Annotated in this window: 11 protein-coding genes; 6 read left to right on the top strand and 5 right to left on the bottom strand. The window is 65.9% G+C overall.

Annotated features, from left to right (window positions below):
• Positions 1-139: 139 nt before the first annotated feature.
• Both LOY51_RS14140 and LOY51_RS14135 read right to left on the bottom strand, forming a co-directional pair.
• On the bottom strand, positions 140-1,453 hold the full coding sequence (locus LOY51_RS14140; RefSeq protein ID WP_258641696.1) for an alginate export family protein: 1,314 nt from the start codon (positions 1,451-1,453) through the stop codon (positions 140-142).
• A gap of 153 nt (positions 1,454-1,606) precedes the next feature.
• Positions 1,607-3,100 (bottom strand): aldehyde dehydrogenase family protein, encoded by a 1,494-nt coding sequence (locus LOY51_RS14135; protein WP_125858779.1) that lies wholly within the window; start codon positions 3,098-3,100, stop codon positions 1,607-1,609.
• Between the two features lie 431 nt (positions 3,101-3,531).
• On the opposite strand from LOY51_RS14135, the gene peaA reads away from it, so the two are divergent.
• The 5 genes from peaA (at position 3,532) to LOY51_RS14110 (ending at position 9,859) form a co-directional block, all read left to right on the top strand.
• Complete coding sequence (gene peaA, locus LOY51_RS14130) at positions 3,532-5,097, top strand: quinohemoprotein amine dehydrogenase subunit alpha (RefSeq protein WP_125858777.1); 1,566 nt, start codon at positions 3,532-3,534, stop codon at positions 5,095-5,097.
• A 53-nt stretch (positions 5,098-5,150) separates the two neighbouring features.
• Entirely contained in the window at positions 5,151-6,581 is a 1,431-nt protein-coding gene (gene peaB / locus LOY51_RS14125) for a quinohemoprotein amine dehydrogenase maturation protein (protein ID WP_258641694.1), read from the top strand.
• Between the two features lies 1 nt (position 6,582).
• Positions 6,583-6,906: a quinohemoprotein amine dehydrogenase subunit gamma gene (gene qhpC / locus LOY51_RS14120; protein ID WP_046855356.1), complete on the top strand. Its 324-nt coding sequence runs from the start codon at positions 6,583-6,585 to the stop codon at positions 6,904-6,906.
• Positions 6,907-6,925: 19 nt separating this feature from the next.
• Positions 6,926-8,047, top strand: coding sequence for a quinohemoprotein amine dehydrogenase subunit beta (gene peaD / locus LOY51_RS14115; protein ID WP_125858775.1), 1,122 nt, complete (start codon positions 6,926-6,928; stop codon positions 8,045-8,047).
• 138 nt (positions 8,048-8,185) lie between these two features.
• Positions 8,186-9,859, top strand: a complete 1,674-nt coding sequence (locus LOY51_RS14110) for a fatty acid CoA ligase family protein (RefSeq protein WP_258641693.1) — start codon at positions 8,186-8,188, stop codon at positions 9,857-9,859.
• A gap of 125 nt (positions 9,860-9,984) precedes the next feature.
• On the opposite strand, the gene mobA is transcribed toward LOY51_RS14110, so the two are convergent.
• From mobA to LOY51_RS14095, 3 genes are all read right to left on the bottom strand, one after another.
• The gene (gene mobA / locus LOY51_RS14105; RefSeq protein ID WP_258641692.1) at positions 9,985-10,560 is read right to left on the bottom strand and encodes a molybdenum cofactor guanylyltransferase MobA; all 576 of its coding nucleotides are present in this window, start codon (positions 10,558-10,560) and stop codon (positions 9,985-9,987) included.
• Positions 10,561-10,622: 62 nt separating this feature from the next.
• Complete coding sequence (locus LOY51_RS14100; RefSeq protein ID WP_258641691.1) at positions 10,623-13,745, bottom strand: multidrug efflux RND transporter permease subunit; 3,123 nt, start codon at positions 13,743-13,745, stop codon at positions 10,623-10,625.
• Positions 13,746-13,756: 11 nt separating this feature from the next.
• A complete protein-coding gene (locus tag LOY51_RS14095) occupies positions 13,757-14,932 on the bottom strand; it encodes an efflux RND transporter periplasmic adaptor subunit (RefSeq protein WP_258641690.1) in 1,176 nt (391 codons plus the stop codon).
• Between the two features lie 158 nt (positions 14,933-15,090).
• On the opposite strand from LOY51_RS14095, the gene LOY51_RS14090 reads away from it, so the two are divergent.
• A complete protein-coding gene (locus LOY51_RS14090; protein ID WP_125464189.1) occupies positions 15,091-15,792 on the top strand; it encodes a response regulator in 702 nt (233 codons plus the stop codon).

The following is a 15,792-nucleotide window of genomic DNA, read 5'->3' as shown; positions in this document are numbered from 1 at the left end:
CCCAAGCCATGCGCAATCGTGGGAGCAACTGTCTTGTACCGCAGCGCTCACAGAGTTAACGCATGGCCCAGGACTCCGCGGTCGGGGTGGGAGCCGGCTTGCCGGCGATGGCGAGGGCATAGGCAACGCCGAAGTATCGTCAGAAGAAGGTTCCGACCACCAACTGCAGATAGGTCCCGGTATCCCGGCTGCCCAGTTGCACGCCGCCGTTGTCGGCATTGCGCTCAGGTTTGTAGAACCCCACCAACGGGCTGATCAGCCAGTGCTCGTTGACCATCCATTCCAGGTACAGGTCCAGCTCGCGCCCCCCAAGATTGCTCTTGTCGGTGCTCAGCGGGTCAAAGTCGAAATACAGCGCACCCACGGTCAGCCCCTCGCGGGGCGTGGCCTTGAGCGCCACATGGTGGACCTGGCTGTTGCTGTTGAACGGCCCGGCATAGTTGGCCGCCACTTCGCCCTGGAACCAGGTGCCGTAGCCGCGGCTCAGGCCATAGAACAACGGGTCGAAGTGTTCCGAGAAGCGGCTGTAGCGGTAGGTGGCGGTGGGTGACCAGGGCAGGCCGGAGAAGGTCCAGTTGCCCTCCAGGTACCACGCATCTTCACGCCCGCCGGTACGGTCCTGGGTGACATATTCCGCTGCCAGCTCCAGGTCCTTCACCCCCAGGTTGCCGCGCCCGCGCAGGCTCACCGTGTCCATGCCATCGCGGTGCTCGAGGCCGAGGATCTCGGCGTAGCGCCGGTCCACGTCCAGGCCGTGGATCCAGCTCAGGCCGACGGTGCCGGCGTCGGCCACATGCTCAAGGTTGGCCACGGCCATGGAACTGTCGGCCTGGAAGTGGTTGTCGGACTTGAGCCACATCAGGTCGCCGCGCCAGCCCTGCTTGCCGCCCAGGCGCAGCACGGCGGTGCGGTCGAAGGCCTTGCGCGCGGCCAGGTAGTAGGCGCCGCCCCGGTCGAAGTTGGCGCCCAGGTCGACGTTGCCGGCGTTGACCGGGTCGCCCTGGATCAGGAAACCATCGCCCAGGGTAACCAACTGGCGGCCGCCGGAGATATCGATGCCGTCTTCGCCCAGCGCCGGGAACAGGGTACCGGAGCGCCAGCCCAGGTACAGGTCTTCGACGGCGGTGCGGCGTTCGTCGCCCAGGGTGAAACCGGCGGCGTCGCCATCGCCCCAGGTGGCGGAACTGAGCAGGCTGAACGCGCCGTAGAGCGCGCCGCTGTCGGCGATGGCCTGGCTGCCACTGAGGCCGTACTTGACGTAGCCCTCGCGCCAGTTGCTGCTGCCGGGCTCGCGGTTGCCGAATTGGTTGTAGCTTTCGTCGCTGTGGAAGATGCCGAACAGCGCTTCGAGGTTGGCGTCGAGGGTGGTGCCGTTGTGGTTGTACAGCTCGTAGGCCTGGGTGGCGGGTGCGCTCAACAGCAGGGCCAATGTGCAGGCGAGTGTATGCCTCATGGTGTGCTCCATGTTTTTGTTGTTGTTTTTGGGGTGGCATGTGCCGGCCCTTTCGCGGGTGAACCCACTCCCACAAGGCCCCCAGGGTTTTCAGGCCTGTGGTGATCCTGTGGGAGCGGGTTTACCCGCGAAGAGGCCGGTACAGGCAAATGATCAGAGCTTGATCAGCACCGACTTGAGCTCGGTGTAATGCTCGATCGCCGCCGCGCCCATCTCGCGGCCAACGCCCGAGAGCTTGTAGCCGCCGAACGGCAGCGCCGGGTCCAGGGCGCTGTGGCAGTTGACCCAGACCGAGCCGGACTTGATGCGCGGGATCATCCGGTGCACCGCGGCCAGGTCGTTGGACCAGATGCTCGCGCCCAGCCCGTAGGGGTTGTCGTTGGCCATGTGCAGCACTTCATCGAGGTCATCGAACGGCATGGCCACCAGCACCGGGCCGAAGATTTCCTCCTGCACCAGGCGGTGGCGCTGGTCTACATCGACGATCACCGTCGGCTTGACGAAGTAGCCCGGGCCGAAGCCTTCGCCGCCGCAGGCGATGGTGGCGCCCAGTTCACGCCCCAGCTCGATGTAGCCGGTGACCCGGTCCTGCTGCTTGGCCGAGATCAATGGGCCCATCTGCACCGACGGGTCCAGGCCGTTGCCGAGCTTCATGCCATTGGCGATGCCGGCGATGTCGGCCACCACGTTGTCGAAATGCTTGCGGTGCACGTACAGCCGGGAGCCGGCGCAGCATACCTGGCCCTGGTTGAAGAAGATCGCCGTGGCAGCACCGGCGGCGGCCTCCTGCAGGTTGGCGTCGGGCAGCACGATGGTCGGCGATTTGCCGCCCAGCTCCAGGGTGACGCGGGTCATGTTGTCCATGGCCGCCTTGCCGATCAGCTTGCCGACCTCGGTGGAGCCGGTGAAGGTCAACTTGTCCACGCCCGGGTGGCGGCTAAGCGCGGCGCCGGCGTTCAGGCCGGTGCCGGTGACCACGTTGAATACCCCGGCCGGGTAGCCGGCTTCGTCCACCAGTTCGGCGAGCTTGAGCGCGGTCAGCGGGGTTTCGTCGGCGGGCTTCAATACCATGGTGCAGCCGGTGGCCAGGGCCGGGCCGAGCTTCCAGCAGGCCAGCAGCAGCGGGAAGTTCCAGGCGACGATGGCGCCGACCACGCCCACGGCTTCGCGGCGCACGAAGCCATGGAACTGGTCGTTGGGCATCAGCGGCAGTGAAGGCTCGACCGTGCTGCCTTCGATCTTGGTGGCCCAGCCGGCCATGTAGCGCAGGAAGTCGATGGCCAGTTGCACGTCCATCACCTGCGCCACGGCGGCGCTCTTGCCGTTGTTCAGGCATTCCAGTTCGGCCAACTGCTGGGCATCGCGCTGCATCAGGTCGGCCAGGCGCCACAGCAGGTTCTGCCGTTCACGCGGGCGTGTGCGGCTCCAGGCCGAATCGTCGAAGGCCTGGCGCGCGGCGCGCACGGCGCGGTCGACATCCTCCGGGTCGGCCGCGGGCACCTCGCCAAGGACTTCGCCGCTGGCCGGGTTGCGAAAGGTCAAGGTGCGACCGCTGACGGCGTCCTGCCAGTCGGCGCCGATGCGCATCCTGAGCTTGCGTGCGAGGAAATCGCGTGTGGCGGGGAGGATCGGCAGTTCGGAATGCATGGGGCGGTGCCTCTTGTCATGGTTGTGAGCAGGGCAGGGGCAATGGCCGTGCCAATGGACTCAGATGCTGGGTGAGGCCTAGCCAGCGGTGGCTTTTGCCTTATTGGGAGTTAAAGGAACCAGGGTTGATCTGTTGCATATTGAGATCGAGTGAGACGACATGTGACACAGATTCACGGGCGCTTGGGGTCGCTTTGCGGCCCCGGCATTGCCAGCCCCCGGCGGGTGTCTCAAGGTGAAACACCCAGTCGCGAAATGGGACGTTCACCTACAATTTCAATCGCTGGCCCATACTCGCAAAACCCAGGCAACTCACTGATCCAAAACATTTTTGCTGCAACTGGCACACTTCCTGTATCGCAACTGTCACATGCACACCGCAGTACCCAAGCGTGCAATAACGATAAGAACAACACCGTGGAGGTCTGACCTTGAAGACGACTCGACTCCGGCGGCAGGCGGGCACACTGGCGCTGGTCGCCACCGCACTGCTGTCCGCCCAGGCCATGGCGGCCGAGCAGGGCCCGAGCCTGTTGCAGAACAAGTGCATGGGGTGCCATATCCCCGAGGGCAACGACAGCTACAGCCGTATCAGCCACCAGCGCAAGACCCCCGAAGGCTGGCTGATGAGCATCGCCCGCATGCAGGTGATGCACGGCCTTTCGATCAGCGACGACGACCGCCGAACCCTGGTCAAGTACCTGGCCGACAAGCAGGGCCTGGCACCCAGCGAGACCGACGGCGTGCGCTACGCCATGGAGCGCAGGCTCAACACCGTCGAGCACTTCGACGATCAGCTCAGCCAGATGTGCGGGCGTTGCCACTCCGGTGCCCGGGTTGCGTTGCAGCGGCGCCCGGCCCAGGAATGGGAGCATCTGGTCAACTTCCACCTGAGCCAGTGGCCGTCCCTCGAATACCAGGCCCAGGCCCGCGACCGCGACTGGCTGGACATCGCCCTCAAGCAGATGGTGCCGGACCTGGCCAAGCGCTTCCCCCTCGACAACCCGGCCTGGGCCGAATGGCTCAAGGCCCGGCCCAAGGCCGACGCGCTGGTGGGGCAGTGGGCGTTCAGCGGGCATATGCTCGCCAAGGGCGATGTGCGCGGGGTGATGAGTGTCAGCGCAGGCGAGGGCGACACTTTCAAGGTCGAGGTCAAGGGGGCTTATGCCGACGGCACGCCGTTCAACGGCAGCGGTTCGGCGATCCTCTACAACGGCTACGAGTGGCGCGGCAACGTCAAGGTCGGCGAGGCCAACCTGCGCCAGGTGTTCGCCGCCATCGACGGGCAGATGAAGGGCCGCATGTTCGAGGCCGAACATGACGAGCGCGGTCTGGACTTCAGCGCCGCCAAGGCTGGCCAAGGGCGTTTGCTGGCGGTGCAGCCGGCCTTCATCAAGGCCGGCAGCGACAGCGAAATCACCCTGGTGGGCAGCGACCTGACCGGCAAGCCGGACCTGGGCGCGGGTGTGGCCGTGACCGAAGTGCTGGAGTCGACACCGACGCTGATCCGGGTCAAGGCGCGTGCCGCCAAGGATGCCGCCGCCGGCCAGCGCGAGGTGTCGGTGGGCGCGCTCAAGGGCCTGCAACTGGCGGTGTATGACAAGGTCGACGAGGTCAAGGTGGTGCCGGCGTTCTCCATCGCTCGCATCGGCGAAAACGGCGCTTCGGTGCCCAAGGTCCAGGGCCGTTTCGAGGCCGAGGCCTGGGGCAAGGACGCCAGCGGCCAGCCGCTGCGCATCGGCTACCTGCCGGCCACCTGGAAAGTCGAGCCGTTCAACGAACGGGCGGTCGAGGACGAAGACGTCAAGTTCGCCGGACAGATGCAGGCCGACGGCGTGTTCGTACCTGGCGGTGCAGGGCCCAACCCTGAACGCAAGATGATGACCAACAACGCCGGCAACTTGAAGGTTATCGCCACCCTGGCGGACGGCGGCCAGACCGGCGAGGGCCACATGATCGTCACCGTGCAGCGCTGGAACAACCCGCCGTTGCCTTGAGGGCAGGGGCACAGCGCGTAAACACCTGACGAATCGATTATCGGGAGGTCGCCATGGGCGCACTACTGAACCTGGTCGAACGCAACCTGCACGAAGTGCAGGTGGATGCCGACCGCATGCTGTTCCATATCCCCAGCAGTTCGCTGTTCGCCACCGATGCGGTGACCGGCGGCATCATCGACACCCTGCGCCGCCAAGGCTGCTCTGCCGAGGAGCTGATGCAGCAGCTCGGCCAGCAGTTCGACGGGCAGGACATCCAGGAAACCCTGCGCGAGCTGATCGCCCTGGAAGTGGTCAGCGACGGCTCGCCGCTGACCCTGGAAATCGCCCTCAAGCAGGTCGAGCGCACGGCGCTCAACACCGTGGTGCTCAACGTCAACACCGGTTGCAACCTCAGCTGCACCTATTGCTACAAGGAAGACCTCGACAAGCCTTCGGCCGGCAAGAAGATGAGCACCGCCACCGCCGAGGCGTCGGTGGAGATGCTGCTCAAGGAGTCGCCCGACGAAACCCGCTACAGCGTGGTGTTCTTCGGCGGCGAGCCGTTGTCCAACCGTCCGCTGATCGAACACATGGTGGCGTACTGCGAGCGGCGTTTCGCCGAGGCCGGCAAACAGGTGGAGTTCATCATGACCACCAACGCCACGCTGCTCACCGAAGAGATCGTCGACTGGCTCAACGCTCACCGTTTCGGGCTGTCCATCAGCATCGACGGGCCCAAGACCGTGCACGACCGCAACCGCATCACCGTGGGCGGGCAGGGCACCTACGACGTGGTGCGGCGCAAGGCCGACATGCTGCTGTCGCGCTATGACAGCCGACCGGTGGGGGCCCGCGTGACCTTGACCCGGGGCATCACCGATGTGGAGACCATCTGGAACCACCTGTTCAACGAGATGGGCTTTGCCGAGGTGGGCTTCGCCCCGGTGACCTCCGGTGACATGGCCGACTTCAACCTCAGCAGCGAAGAGCTGGTGCAGGTGTTCGCCAACATGAAGGCCCTCGGCCGGCGCTACCTGGAGGCGGCGCTGGAGCACCGCAACATCGGCTTCTCCAACTTGCACCAGTTGATCACCGACATCCACGAGGGCCACAAGAAGGCCCTGCCGTGCGGTGCCGGGCTGAAGATGCTGGCGGTGGACCACGAGGGCGAGCTGAACCTGTGCCACCGCTTCACCGGCTCCAGCCTGCCGACCTTCGGCAACGTGCACCAGGGCGTGAAGCAGGCACAGCTCAATGACTTCCTGTCGCAGCGCCTGGACCGCAGTGGCACCGGCTGCGACAGCTGCCGCATCCGCAACCTGTGCTCCGGCGGCTGCTACCACGAAAGCTACGCCCGCTACGGCGACCCGCAGCACCCGACCTACCACTATTGCGAGCTGATGCGCGACTGGGTCGACTTCGGCATCGAAGTCTACAGCCGCATCATGGCCGCCAACCCGGCCTTCATCGATCGCTACATCACTCCCAGGAAGGCGCACTGACATGAAGCACCTCAAACCGCTGAACAACAAGGCGCGCATCCTTGAACAGGCCGCCGCCGAGGACCGCGTCGAAGAAGTGCTGGCGATGAGCGCCGTGGCCGGCTGCACCGCCACCACCGACCCGGGCTGGGAGGTGGACGCCTTTGGTGGCGTCAGCTCGCTGTGCCAGCCGATGGAGGCCGACCTGTATGGCTGTTCCGACCCTTGCTGGTGGCCGGCCCAGGTGCCGGACATGATGAGCACCTACCAGGACTGGAACGCCCAGGCGACCAACTCCGCCGAAGACTGGCGCAACCTCGGCACCGTATTCCCGAAAGACAAATAGAACGACAAGGGGAAACCGCATGAAACCTGGATTCTGCGCGCAACTCGCGCTTAGCGTCGCCGCCACGGCCTGTGCCTGGGCGGCCCAGGCCGACGACGCAGGCAAAGCCCTGCAGGCCGGCCACGAATACCTGATCGCCACCAACTACCCGAACAACCTGCATGTGGTCGAGGTGGCCAGCGACACCCTGTACAAGACCTGCCGCATGCCCGATTCGTTTGGCCCGGGCACGGCAATGATGGCGCCGGACAACCGCACCGCCTACGTGCTCAACAACCACTTTGCCGATATCTATGGCATCGACCTGGACAGCTGCAAGACCACCTTCCACGCCAACCTGTCCAGCGTGCCGGGCGAGGTGGGCAAGGCCATGTACTCCTTCGCCATCAGCCCCGACGGCAAGGAAGTCTATGCCACGGTCAACCCCAGCCAGCGCCTGAACGACCATTACGTGGTCAAGCCGCCGCGCCTGGAGGTGTTCCGCACCGGCGACGGGCTGGACGCCAAGCCGGTGCGAACCTTCCCGATGCCGCGCCAGGTGTACCTGATGCGCGCCGCCGACGACGGCAGCCTGTACGTGGCCGGGCCGGACATCTACAAGATGGACGTGAAGACCGGCAAATACACCGTCGCCTTGCCGCTGCGCAACTGGAACCGCCCCGGCTACAGCGCACCCGACGTGCTGTACTTCTGGCCGCACCAGAGCTCGCGGCATGAGTTCTCGATGCTCTACACCATTGCCAAGTTCAAGGATGCCAAGCAGGACCCGGCCACCGCCGAGCCGTTGTACGGCTATCTGAGCATCGACCTGAAGACCGGCAAGGCCCACACCGAGGAGTTCGCCGAGCTGACCGAGCTGTACTTCACCGGCCTGCGCTCGCCGAAGGATGGCAACCAGATGTACGGCGTGCTCAACCGCCTGGCGCGCTACGACATCAAGCAGAAGAAACTGGTCAAGGCCGCGAATCTGGAACATACCTACTACTGCGTGACCTTCGACAAGGCGGGCGACAAGCTGTACCTGGGCGGCACCTTCAATGACCTGGCGGTGTTCGACCCGAATACCCTGGAGAAGGTGAAGAACATCAAGCTGCCAGGCGGTGACATGTCGACCACCACGCCGCAGGTGTTCGTCCGGTAGAGCGGTGTCGGCGCCATCGCCGGCAAGCCGGCTCCCACAGGTACGGCGCTGGCCTTGAGGTTGGCGCGATCCCTGTGGGAGCCGGCTTGCCGGCGATGGCGCCGGATCAACCACTACAAGAACAACAAGAGATACCCCATGACCCAGCCAAGTTACTCCCAGGGCGACCCGGCCAAATCTCTGCTGTCCCAGTGCATCGGCGACGCCTTCGACGCCACCGTCGCCCGTTTCCCTGACCGCGAGGCCCTGGTCGTCCGCCACCAGCAACTGCGCTACACCTGGCGGCAACTGGCCGCAGCGGTCGACCAGCACGCCCGGGCACTGATGGCCCTTGGCGTGCAGGCCGGCGACCGCCTGGGCATCTGGGCGCCCAACTGCGCCGAGTGGTGCATCACCCAATTCGCCAGCGCCAAGGTCGGCGCGATCCTGGTCAACATCAACCCGGCCTACCGCAGCAGCGAGCTGGACTACGCCCTGGGCCAGTCCGGTTGCCAGTGGGTGATCTGCGCCGATGCCTTCAAGACCTCCGATTACCACGCGATGCTGCTCGGGCTGGTGCCCGGCCTGGGCGAAAGCCAGCCTGGTGCTCTGGCCTGCGAGCGCTTGCCCGAGCTGCGTGGCGTGATCAGTCTGGCCAGCGCGCCGCCAGCAGGCTTCCTGCCGTGGCCGGCCTTGCAGGCCAGGGCCGGGGAGGTCGGCAGCGAGCAGCTGGCCGCCCGTCAGGCCAGCCTGCGCCCGGACGACGCCATCAACATCCAGTACACCTCCGGCACTACCGGCTTCCCCAAGGGCGCCACCCTCAGCCACCACAACATCCTCAACAACGGCTACATGGTCGGCGAAAGCCTCGGCCTCACCGAGCACGACCGCCTGGTGGTGCCGGTGCCGCTGTACCACTGCTTCGGCATGGTCATGGCCAACCTCGGCTGCATGACCCACGGCAGCACGCTGATCTACCCCAACGACGCCTTCGACCCGTTGTTGACGCTGCAGGCCGTGGCCGAGGAGCGCGCCACCGCGCTGTACGGCGTGCCGACCATGTTCATCGCCGAGCTGGATCACCCACGCCGGGGCGAGTTCGACCTGTCCAGCCTGCGCACCGGGATCATGGCCGGCGCCACCTGCCCGATCGAGGTGATGCGCCGGGTAATCGATGAGATGCACATGGGCGAAGTGCAGATTGCCTACGGCATGACCGAGACCAGCCCGGTGTCACTGCAGACCGGCGCCGATGATGACCTCGAGCGCCGGGTGACCAGTGTCGGCCGCACCCAGCCACGGCTGGAGAACAAGATCGTCGACGCTGAGGGCAACACGCTGCCGCGCGGCGAGATCGGCGAGCTGTGCACCCGTGGCTACAGCGTGATGCTCGGCTACTGGAACAACCCCAAGGCCAGTGCCGAAAGCATCGACGGCGAGGGCTGGATGCACACGGGTGATCTGGCGGTGATGGATGAGCAGGGCTATGTGCGCATCGTCGGGCGCAGCAAGGACATGATCATCAGGGGCGGCGAGAACATCTACCCGCGCGAGCTGGAGGAGTTCTTCTTTACTCACCCGGCGGTGGCTGATGTGCAGGTGATCGGTGTTCCGTGCAGCAAGTATGGCGAGGAGATCGTGGCCTGGGTTCGTTTCCACCCTGGGCACAGCGCCAGCGAGGAGGAACTGCGCGAGTGGGCGAGGGCGCGCATTGCGCATTTCAAGGTGCCAAGGCACTTCCGGTTTGTTGATGAGTTCCCGATGACGGTGACGGGGAAGGTGCAGAAGTTTCGGATGCGCGAGATCAGTATCGGGGAACTGTCCGGGCGTTGAGCATTGCTTTCATTGGCCTCTTCGCGGGTAAATCGCACCGGCGCACCGCCGCTCCCACAGGGGGCGGCGCTGTACCTGTGGGAGCGGGTTTACCCGCGAAGAGGCTGGCACTGGCAGCAGATGATTCAGTCCTGCAGCAGTTCCGGGCTGTTGAAGTTGCTCAGCCGCTGATCATCCTGCGCACACTCCAGCCCCTGCACAGCTTCAACCAACAGCGCCTTCTGCAAGCTCCGCTCACCCGCCGCCCAGGCCTGCTCCAGCACCGCCAGCACCCGCCGCGGCAGCACACTGAACATCGGCTGCCAATAGCCCCCCTGACGGACCATCGCCGCACTGTCGTGCTCTACAGCCAGCTTCAGCAGGTCCTCTATCAGCACCTGATCAACCAACGGCGCATCGCACGCCAGTAGTACCACCCACTCATGCCTAACCACCTGCAACCCGGCAACCACCCCGGCCAGCGGCCCAGGGAAGTCGGCCTCGGCATCGCCAACCAGTTGGTCGGCATAGGGCCGATACAGCTCCTGGTTGCGATTGCAGGAAATCACCACATCGTCGGACAACCCTCCCACCACACGCTGCACATGGGCCACCAGCGGCTCGCCGCGCCACGGCAGCAGGCCTTTGTCACGGCCGCCCATGCGCTGGCCACGGCCACCGGCGAGGATGAGGATCGAGCAGGGGGGCAGGGCAGCGGGCATGAAAAAGGGTTCCGGGCAGTCAATGCCGGGAACCCTCTCATTCAACCCAGGGGCTTGTCCAGTCAGCTTTCGCTGCTCACTGGCTTGCCCACCCTGGCCCGGTCACGCCCGGCCAGGCGCATAACCACCACGAAGAACACCGGCACGAACACCACGGCAAAGGTGGCGCTGAGCATGCCGCCGATCACCCCGGTGCCGATCGCCTGCTGGCTGGCCGAGCTGGCGCCGCTGGCGATGGCCAAGGGCACCACGCCGAGGATGAACGCCAACGAGGTCATCACGATCGGCCGCAGGCGCAGGCGGGCGGCCTGGATCGCGGCCTGGGTGGCATCGACGCCCTGATCGACCAGTTCCTTGGCGAACTCGATGATCAGGATGGCGTTCTTCGCCGACAGGCCGATCAGGGTGATCAGGCCGACCTTGAAGAACACGTCGTTGGGCAGGCCGCGCAGGGTCACCGCCAGTACTGCGCCGAGCACGCCCAGCGGCACCACCAGCAGCACCGCGGTGGGGATCGACCAGCTTTCGTACAGCGCCGCCAGGCACAGGAACACCACCAGCAGCGACAGCGCCATCAGCAGCGGTGCCTGGCTGCCGGACAGCCGCTCCTGCAGCGACAGGCCGGTCCACTCAAGGCCTGCGCCGGCAGGCAGTTGCGCCACCAGGCGCTCGATCTCGGCCATGGCGTCGCCCGAGCTGTAGCCAGGCGCCGGTTCACCGGAGATCGACACCGCCGGGTAGCCGTTGTAGCGGGTCAGCTGCACCGGGCCGCTCTGCCAGTGGGCGGTGACGAAGGCGCCCAAGGGCACCATCTTGTCGCTGTTGTTGCGCACATGGATCTTCAGCAGGTCCTCGACCTGGCTGCGCTGGTCGCCTTCGGCCTGCACCACCACCCGCTGCATGCGGCCCTGGTTGGGGAAGTCGTTGACGTAGTTGGAGCCCACTGCGGTGTTGAGTACCTCGCCGATGGCGGCGAACGATACGCCCAGCGCGTTGGCCTGGCGGCGGTCCACTTCCAGCGCCACCTGCGGGCTTTCGGCCAGCGAGGCTTCGCGCACGTTGACCAGCAGCTTGCTCTTGCGCGCCTGTTCCAGCAGCTGGTCGCGGGCCTGCATCAGTTCGCTGTAGCCCATGCCGCCGCGATCCTGCAGGCGGAACTCGAAGCCGCTCGACTCGCCCAGGCCGTCGACCGGCGGCGGCAGCACCGAGTAGGCGATGGCGTCCTTGAGCTGGGTGAAGGCCATGGTCGCGCGGTCGGCGATGGACTGAGCGCTGTCGTCGCTGCCGCGCTCGGACCAGTCCTTGAGCGTGGTGAAGGCCAGCGCCGCGTTCTGCCCGCTACCCGAAAAACTGAAGCCCAGGATCAGCGTGGTGTTGGCCACGCCCGGCTCTTCGGCGTTGTGCGCCTCGATCTGCCGCGCCACTTCGATGGTGCGTGCCTGGCTGGCGCCCGGCGGCAGTTGGATATCGGTGATGGTGTAGCCCTGGTCTTCGGTGGGCAGGAACGCGCTGGGCAACTGACTGAAGCCATACACCAGCACTCCCACCAGCGCGACATACACCAGCAGGTAGCGGGCGCTGCGCGCCAGGGCGTGGGTGACCCAGCGCTGGTAGCCGTTGCTCATGCCGTCGAAACGGCGGTTGAACCAGCCGAAGAAGCCTTTGCGTTGGTGATGCTCGCCTTTGCCGATGGGCTTGAGCAGGGTGGCGCAAAGCGCCGGGGTGAGGCTCAGGGCGAGGAACGCCGAGAACAGGATCGACACCGCCATCGACACCGAGAACTGCTGGTAGATGACCCCCACCGAGCCTTTCATGAAGGCCATCGGCAGGAACACCGCCACCAGCACCAGGGTGATGCCGACGATGGCGCCGCTGATCTGGCCCATGGCCTTGCGCGTGGCCTCCCTGGGCGGCAGGCCTTCCTCGGCCATGATCCGCTCGACGTTCTCCACCACCACGATGGCGTCGTCCACCAGGATGCCGATGGCCAGCACCATGCCGAACAGGGTCAGCACGTTGACCGAGAAGCCCAGTGCGTTCATCACCGCGAAGGTGCCCATCAGCGCCACTGGCACCACCAGTGTCGGGATCAGGGTGTAACGGAAGTTCTGCAGGAACAGGAACATCACCGCGAACACCAGCACCATGGCTTCGACCAGGGTGTTGATCACTTGCTTGATCGACACTTTGACGAACGGCGAGGTGTCGTAGGGGATGTCGTATTTCACCCCGGCCGGGAAGTAGCGCGACAGCTCATCGAGCTTCTGCTTGACCAGGGTGGCGGTTTCCATGGCGTTGGCGCCTGGCGCCAGCTTGACGCTGAAGGCGCTGGTGGCCTTGCCATTGAGGCGGGTGCCGTACTGGTATTCCTGGGCGCCGATCTCGACCCGGGCGACATCGCCGACGGTCACCGCCGAGCCATCGCGGTTGGCCCGCAGCACGATGGCGGCGAACTCTTCGGGGGTGCTCAGCTGGCCCTTGACCAGCACGTTGGCGGTGATTTCCTGGGTCGGCCGGGCGGGCAGGTCGCCGATGCTGCCCGGCGCCACCTGGGCGTTCTGCGCGGCAATGGCTTCGGCCACATCGTTGGGCGTGAGGCTGAAACCGACCAGCTTGGCCGGGTCGATCCAGATCCGCATGGCCCGTTCCGAGCCATACAGCTGCGCCTTGCCCACGCCCTTGACCCGGCGAATCTCGTTCATCACGTTGCGCGCGAGGATGTCCGACAGGGCGATCTCGTCGAGGCTGCCGTCCTCGGAGGTCAGGGTGGCCAGCAGCAGGAAACCGGTGGACACCTTTTCCACCTGCAGGCCCTGCTGGGTGACCGGGCGCGGCAGGCGCGACTCGATCACCTTGAGGCGGTTCTGCACGTCCACCTGGGCCAGGTCCGGGTTGGTGCCGGGCTGGAAGCTGGCGGTGATGGTGGCGCTGCCCAGGCTGCTTTGCGAGGCGAAATACAGCAGGTTGTCGGCGCCATTGAGCTCCTGCTCGATGATGCTGACCACGCTTTCGTCCATGGTCGCCGCTGAGGCGCCCGGGTACACGGCGTAGATTTCCACCTGCGGCGGCGCCACATCGGGGTACTGGGCTACCGGCAACTGCGGTAGGGCCAGGCCGCCGAGCAGCAGGATGAACAGCGCGACCACCCAGGCGAAGACCGGGCGGTCAATGAAGAACTGCGGCATGGATCAGGCCCTCACTGGCCGTTGTGCTGGACGATGGGGAGTGCGTCCGGTTGTTCGTCGACCTGCACCTGGTCACCGGCCTTGACGTGCTGCAGGCCTTCGACCACGACGCGTTCGCCCGGCTTGAGGCCGTCGTTGACGATCCAGCGGTCGCCCTGGGCGCTGCCCAGTTGCACCTGGCGCTCGCTGATACGGTCCTGTTGGTCGACCACCAGCACCTTGGGTACACCGGCGCTGTCACGCAGGATCGCCCGTTGCGGCACGCTGATGCCCTGGGGTTGCACGGCCTGGTCCAGGCGCACGCGCACGTAGCTGCCAGGCAACAGGTCGAGGTCGGGGTTGGGGAACTCGCTGCGCAGGGTGATCTGGTTGGTGCTTGGGTCCACGCTGAGGTCGGAGAACAGCAGCTTGCCGGGCAGCGGGTAGGCGCTGCTGTCGTCCTGGATCAAGGTGGCCTTGACCTGGCCCTGGCCGACCTGTTGCAGCTCGCCGGCCCGCAGCGCGCGGCGCAGGGCATTGAGCTCGCGGGTCGATTGGGTGACGTCGGCGTGGATCGGGTTCAGCTGCTGGATGGTCGCCAGTGGCGTGGTCTCGTTCTGGCCGACCAGTGCGCCTTCGGTCACCAGCGCCCGGCCAATGCGCCCGGAGATCGGCGCGGTGACGGTGGCGTAGCCGAGGTTGAGGCGGGCGCGCTCAAGGGCGGCCTTGGCTTCGGCCACCGCGGCGTCGGCCTGCAGGAAGCTGGCGCGGGCATTGTCGTACTCCTGGCGGCTGACCGCTTTGTCGTCGACCAACTGGCGATAGCGCTGCTCTTGCAGGCGGGCCTGGTAAACCGTGGCCTCGGCCTTGGCCAGGGTGGCGCGGGCACTGTCGAGGTCGGCCTTGAACGGCGCCGGGTCGATCAGGAACAGCACATCGCCCTGCTTGACGTCGCTGCCTTCGCGGTACACCCGCTTGAGCACCACCCCGGCTACCCGGGCGCGGACCTCGGCGGTGCGCGGGGCGAGGATGCGCCCGCTGAGTTCGCTGCTGATGGCCAGCGCCTGCAACTGCAGGGTTTCGACCCGCACCTGCGACACAGGCGCCTGGTCTTCCTGCTCGGCAGCGTCATCGCAACCGGCAAGCGAGAGGGTTAACAGCGCCAATAGCGCCAAGGGGCGCAGGCGCGAAGTGCTCAGAATGGACATACGGATCTTCCAGGGTTGATCGGGCCTATGCTAAGGCAAGCGTTCGCGGGGGCGCTGTTAAGCTCTGTAGGGGGTATGTGAAAAAGTGTGAAGCAGCGGCGGCACCCGGCGCAGGATTCGATATCCTGCCTCCCTTCACTCCTTCGTCAAAGCCCTTTATGCCGAACCTTCTCTTGGTCGAGGACGACAGCGCACTGTCCGAGCTGATCGCCAGCTACCTGCAACGCAACGACTTCCATGTCCGGGTGATCGCCCGTGGCGACCATGTGCTGGATGCGTTCCGCCAGCTCAAGCCGGACCTGGTGATCCTCGACCTGATGCTGCCGGGCCTCGACGGCTTGCAGGTGTGCCGCCTGCTGCGCCAGGAGTCGCAGAGCCTGCCGATCCTGATGCTGACCGCCCGCGACGACAGCCACGACCAGGTGCTGGGCCTGGAGATGGGCGCCGACGATTACGTGACAAAACCCTGCGAGCCCCGCGTGCTGCTGGCCCGGGTGCGCACCCTGCTGCGCCGCAGCAGCATCCACGAACCACGCCTGGACAGCGAGCAGATCCTCATCGGCGGCCTGCACATCGACCTGGCCGAGCGCACGGTCAGCTGGCGTGGCGAAGAGGTGGAGCTGTCCAGCGGCGAGTACAACCTGCTGGTGGTGCTGGCGCGCAACGCCGGCGAGGTGCTCAGCCGCGACCGCATCCTGCAGCAGCTGCGCGGTATCGAGTTCAACGGCACCGACCGATCGGTGGACGTGGCCATCTCCAAGCTGCGCCGCAAGTTCGACGACAGCGCTGGCGAAGCGCGCAAGATCAAGACCGTGTGGGGCAAGGGCTACCTGTTCAGCCGCGTCGAGTGGGAGTGCTGA

Source organism: Pseudomonas sichuanensis, assembly GCF_024749065.1.
GTDB lineage: Bacteria > Pseudomonadota > Gammaproteobacteria > Pseudomonadales > Pseudomonadaceae > Aquipseudomonas > Aquipseudomonas sichuanensis.
The sequence above is the reverse complement of the archived record's forward strand: the minus strand, read 5'-3'. Positions and strand labels throughout refer to the sequence as shown.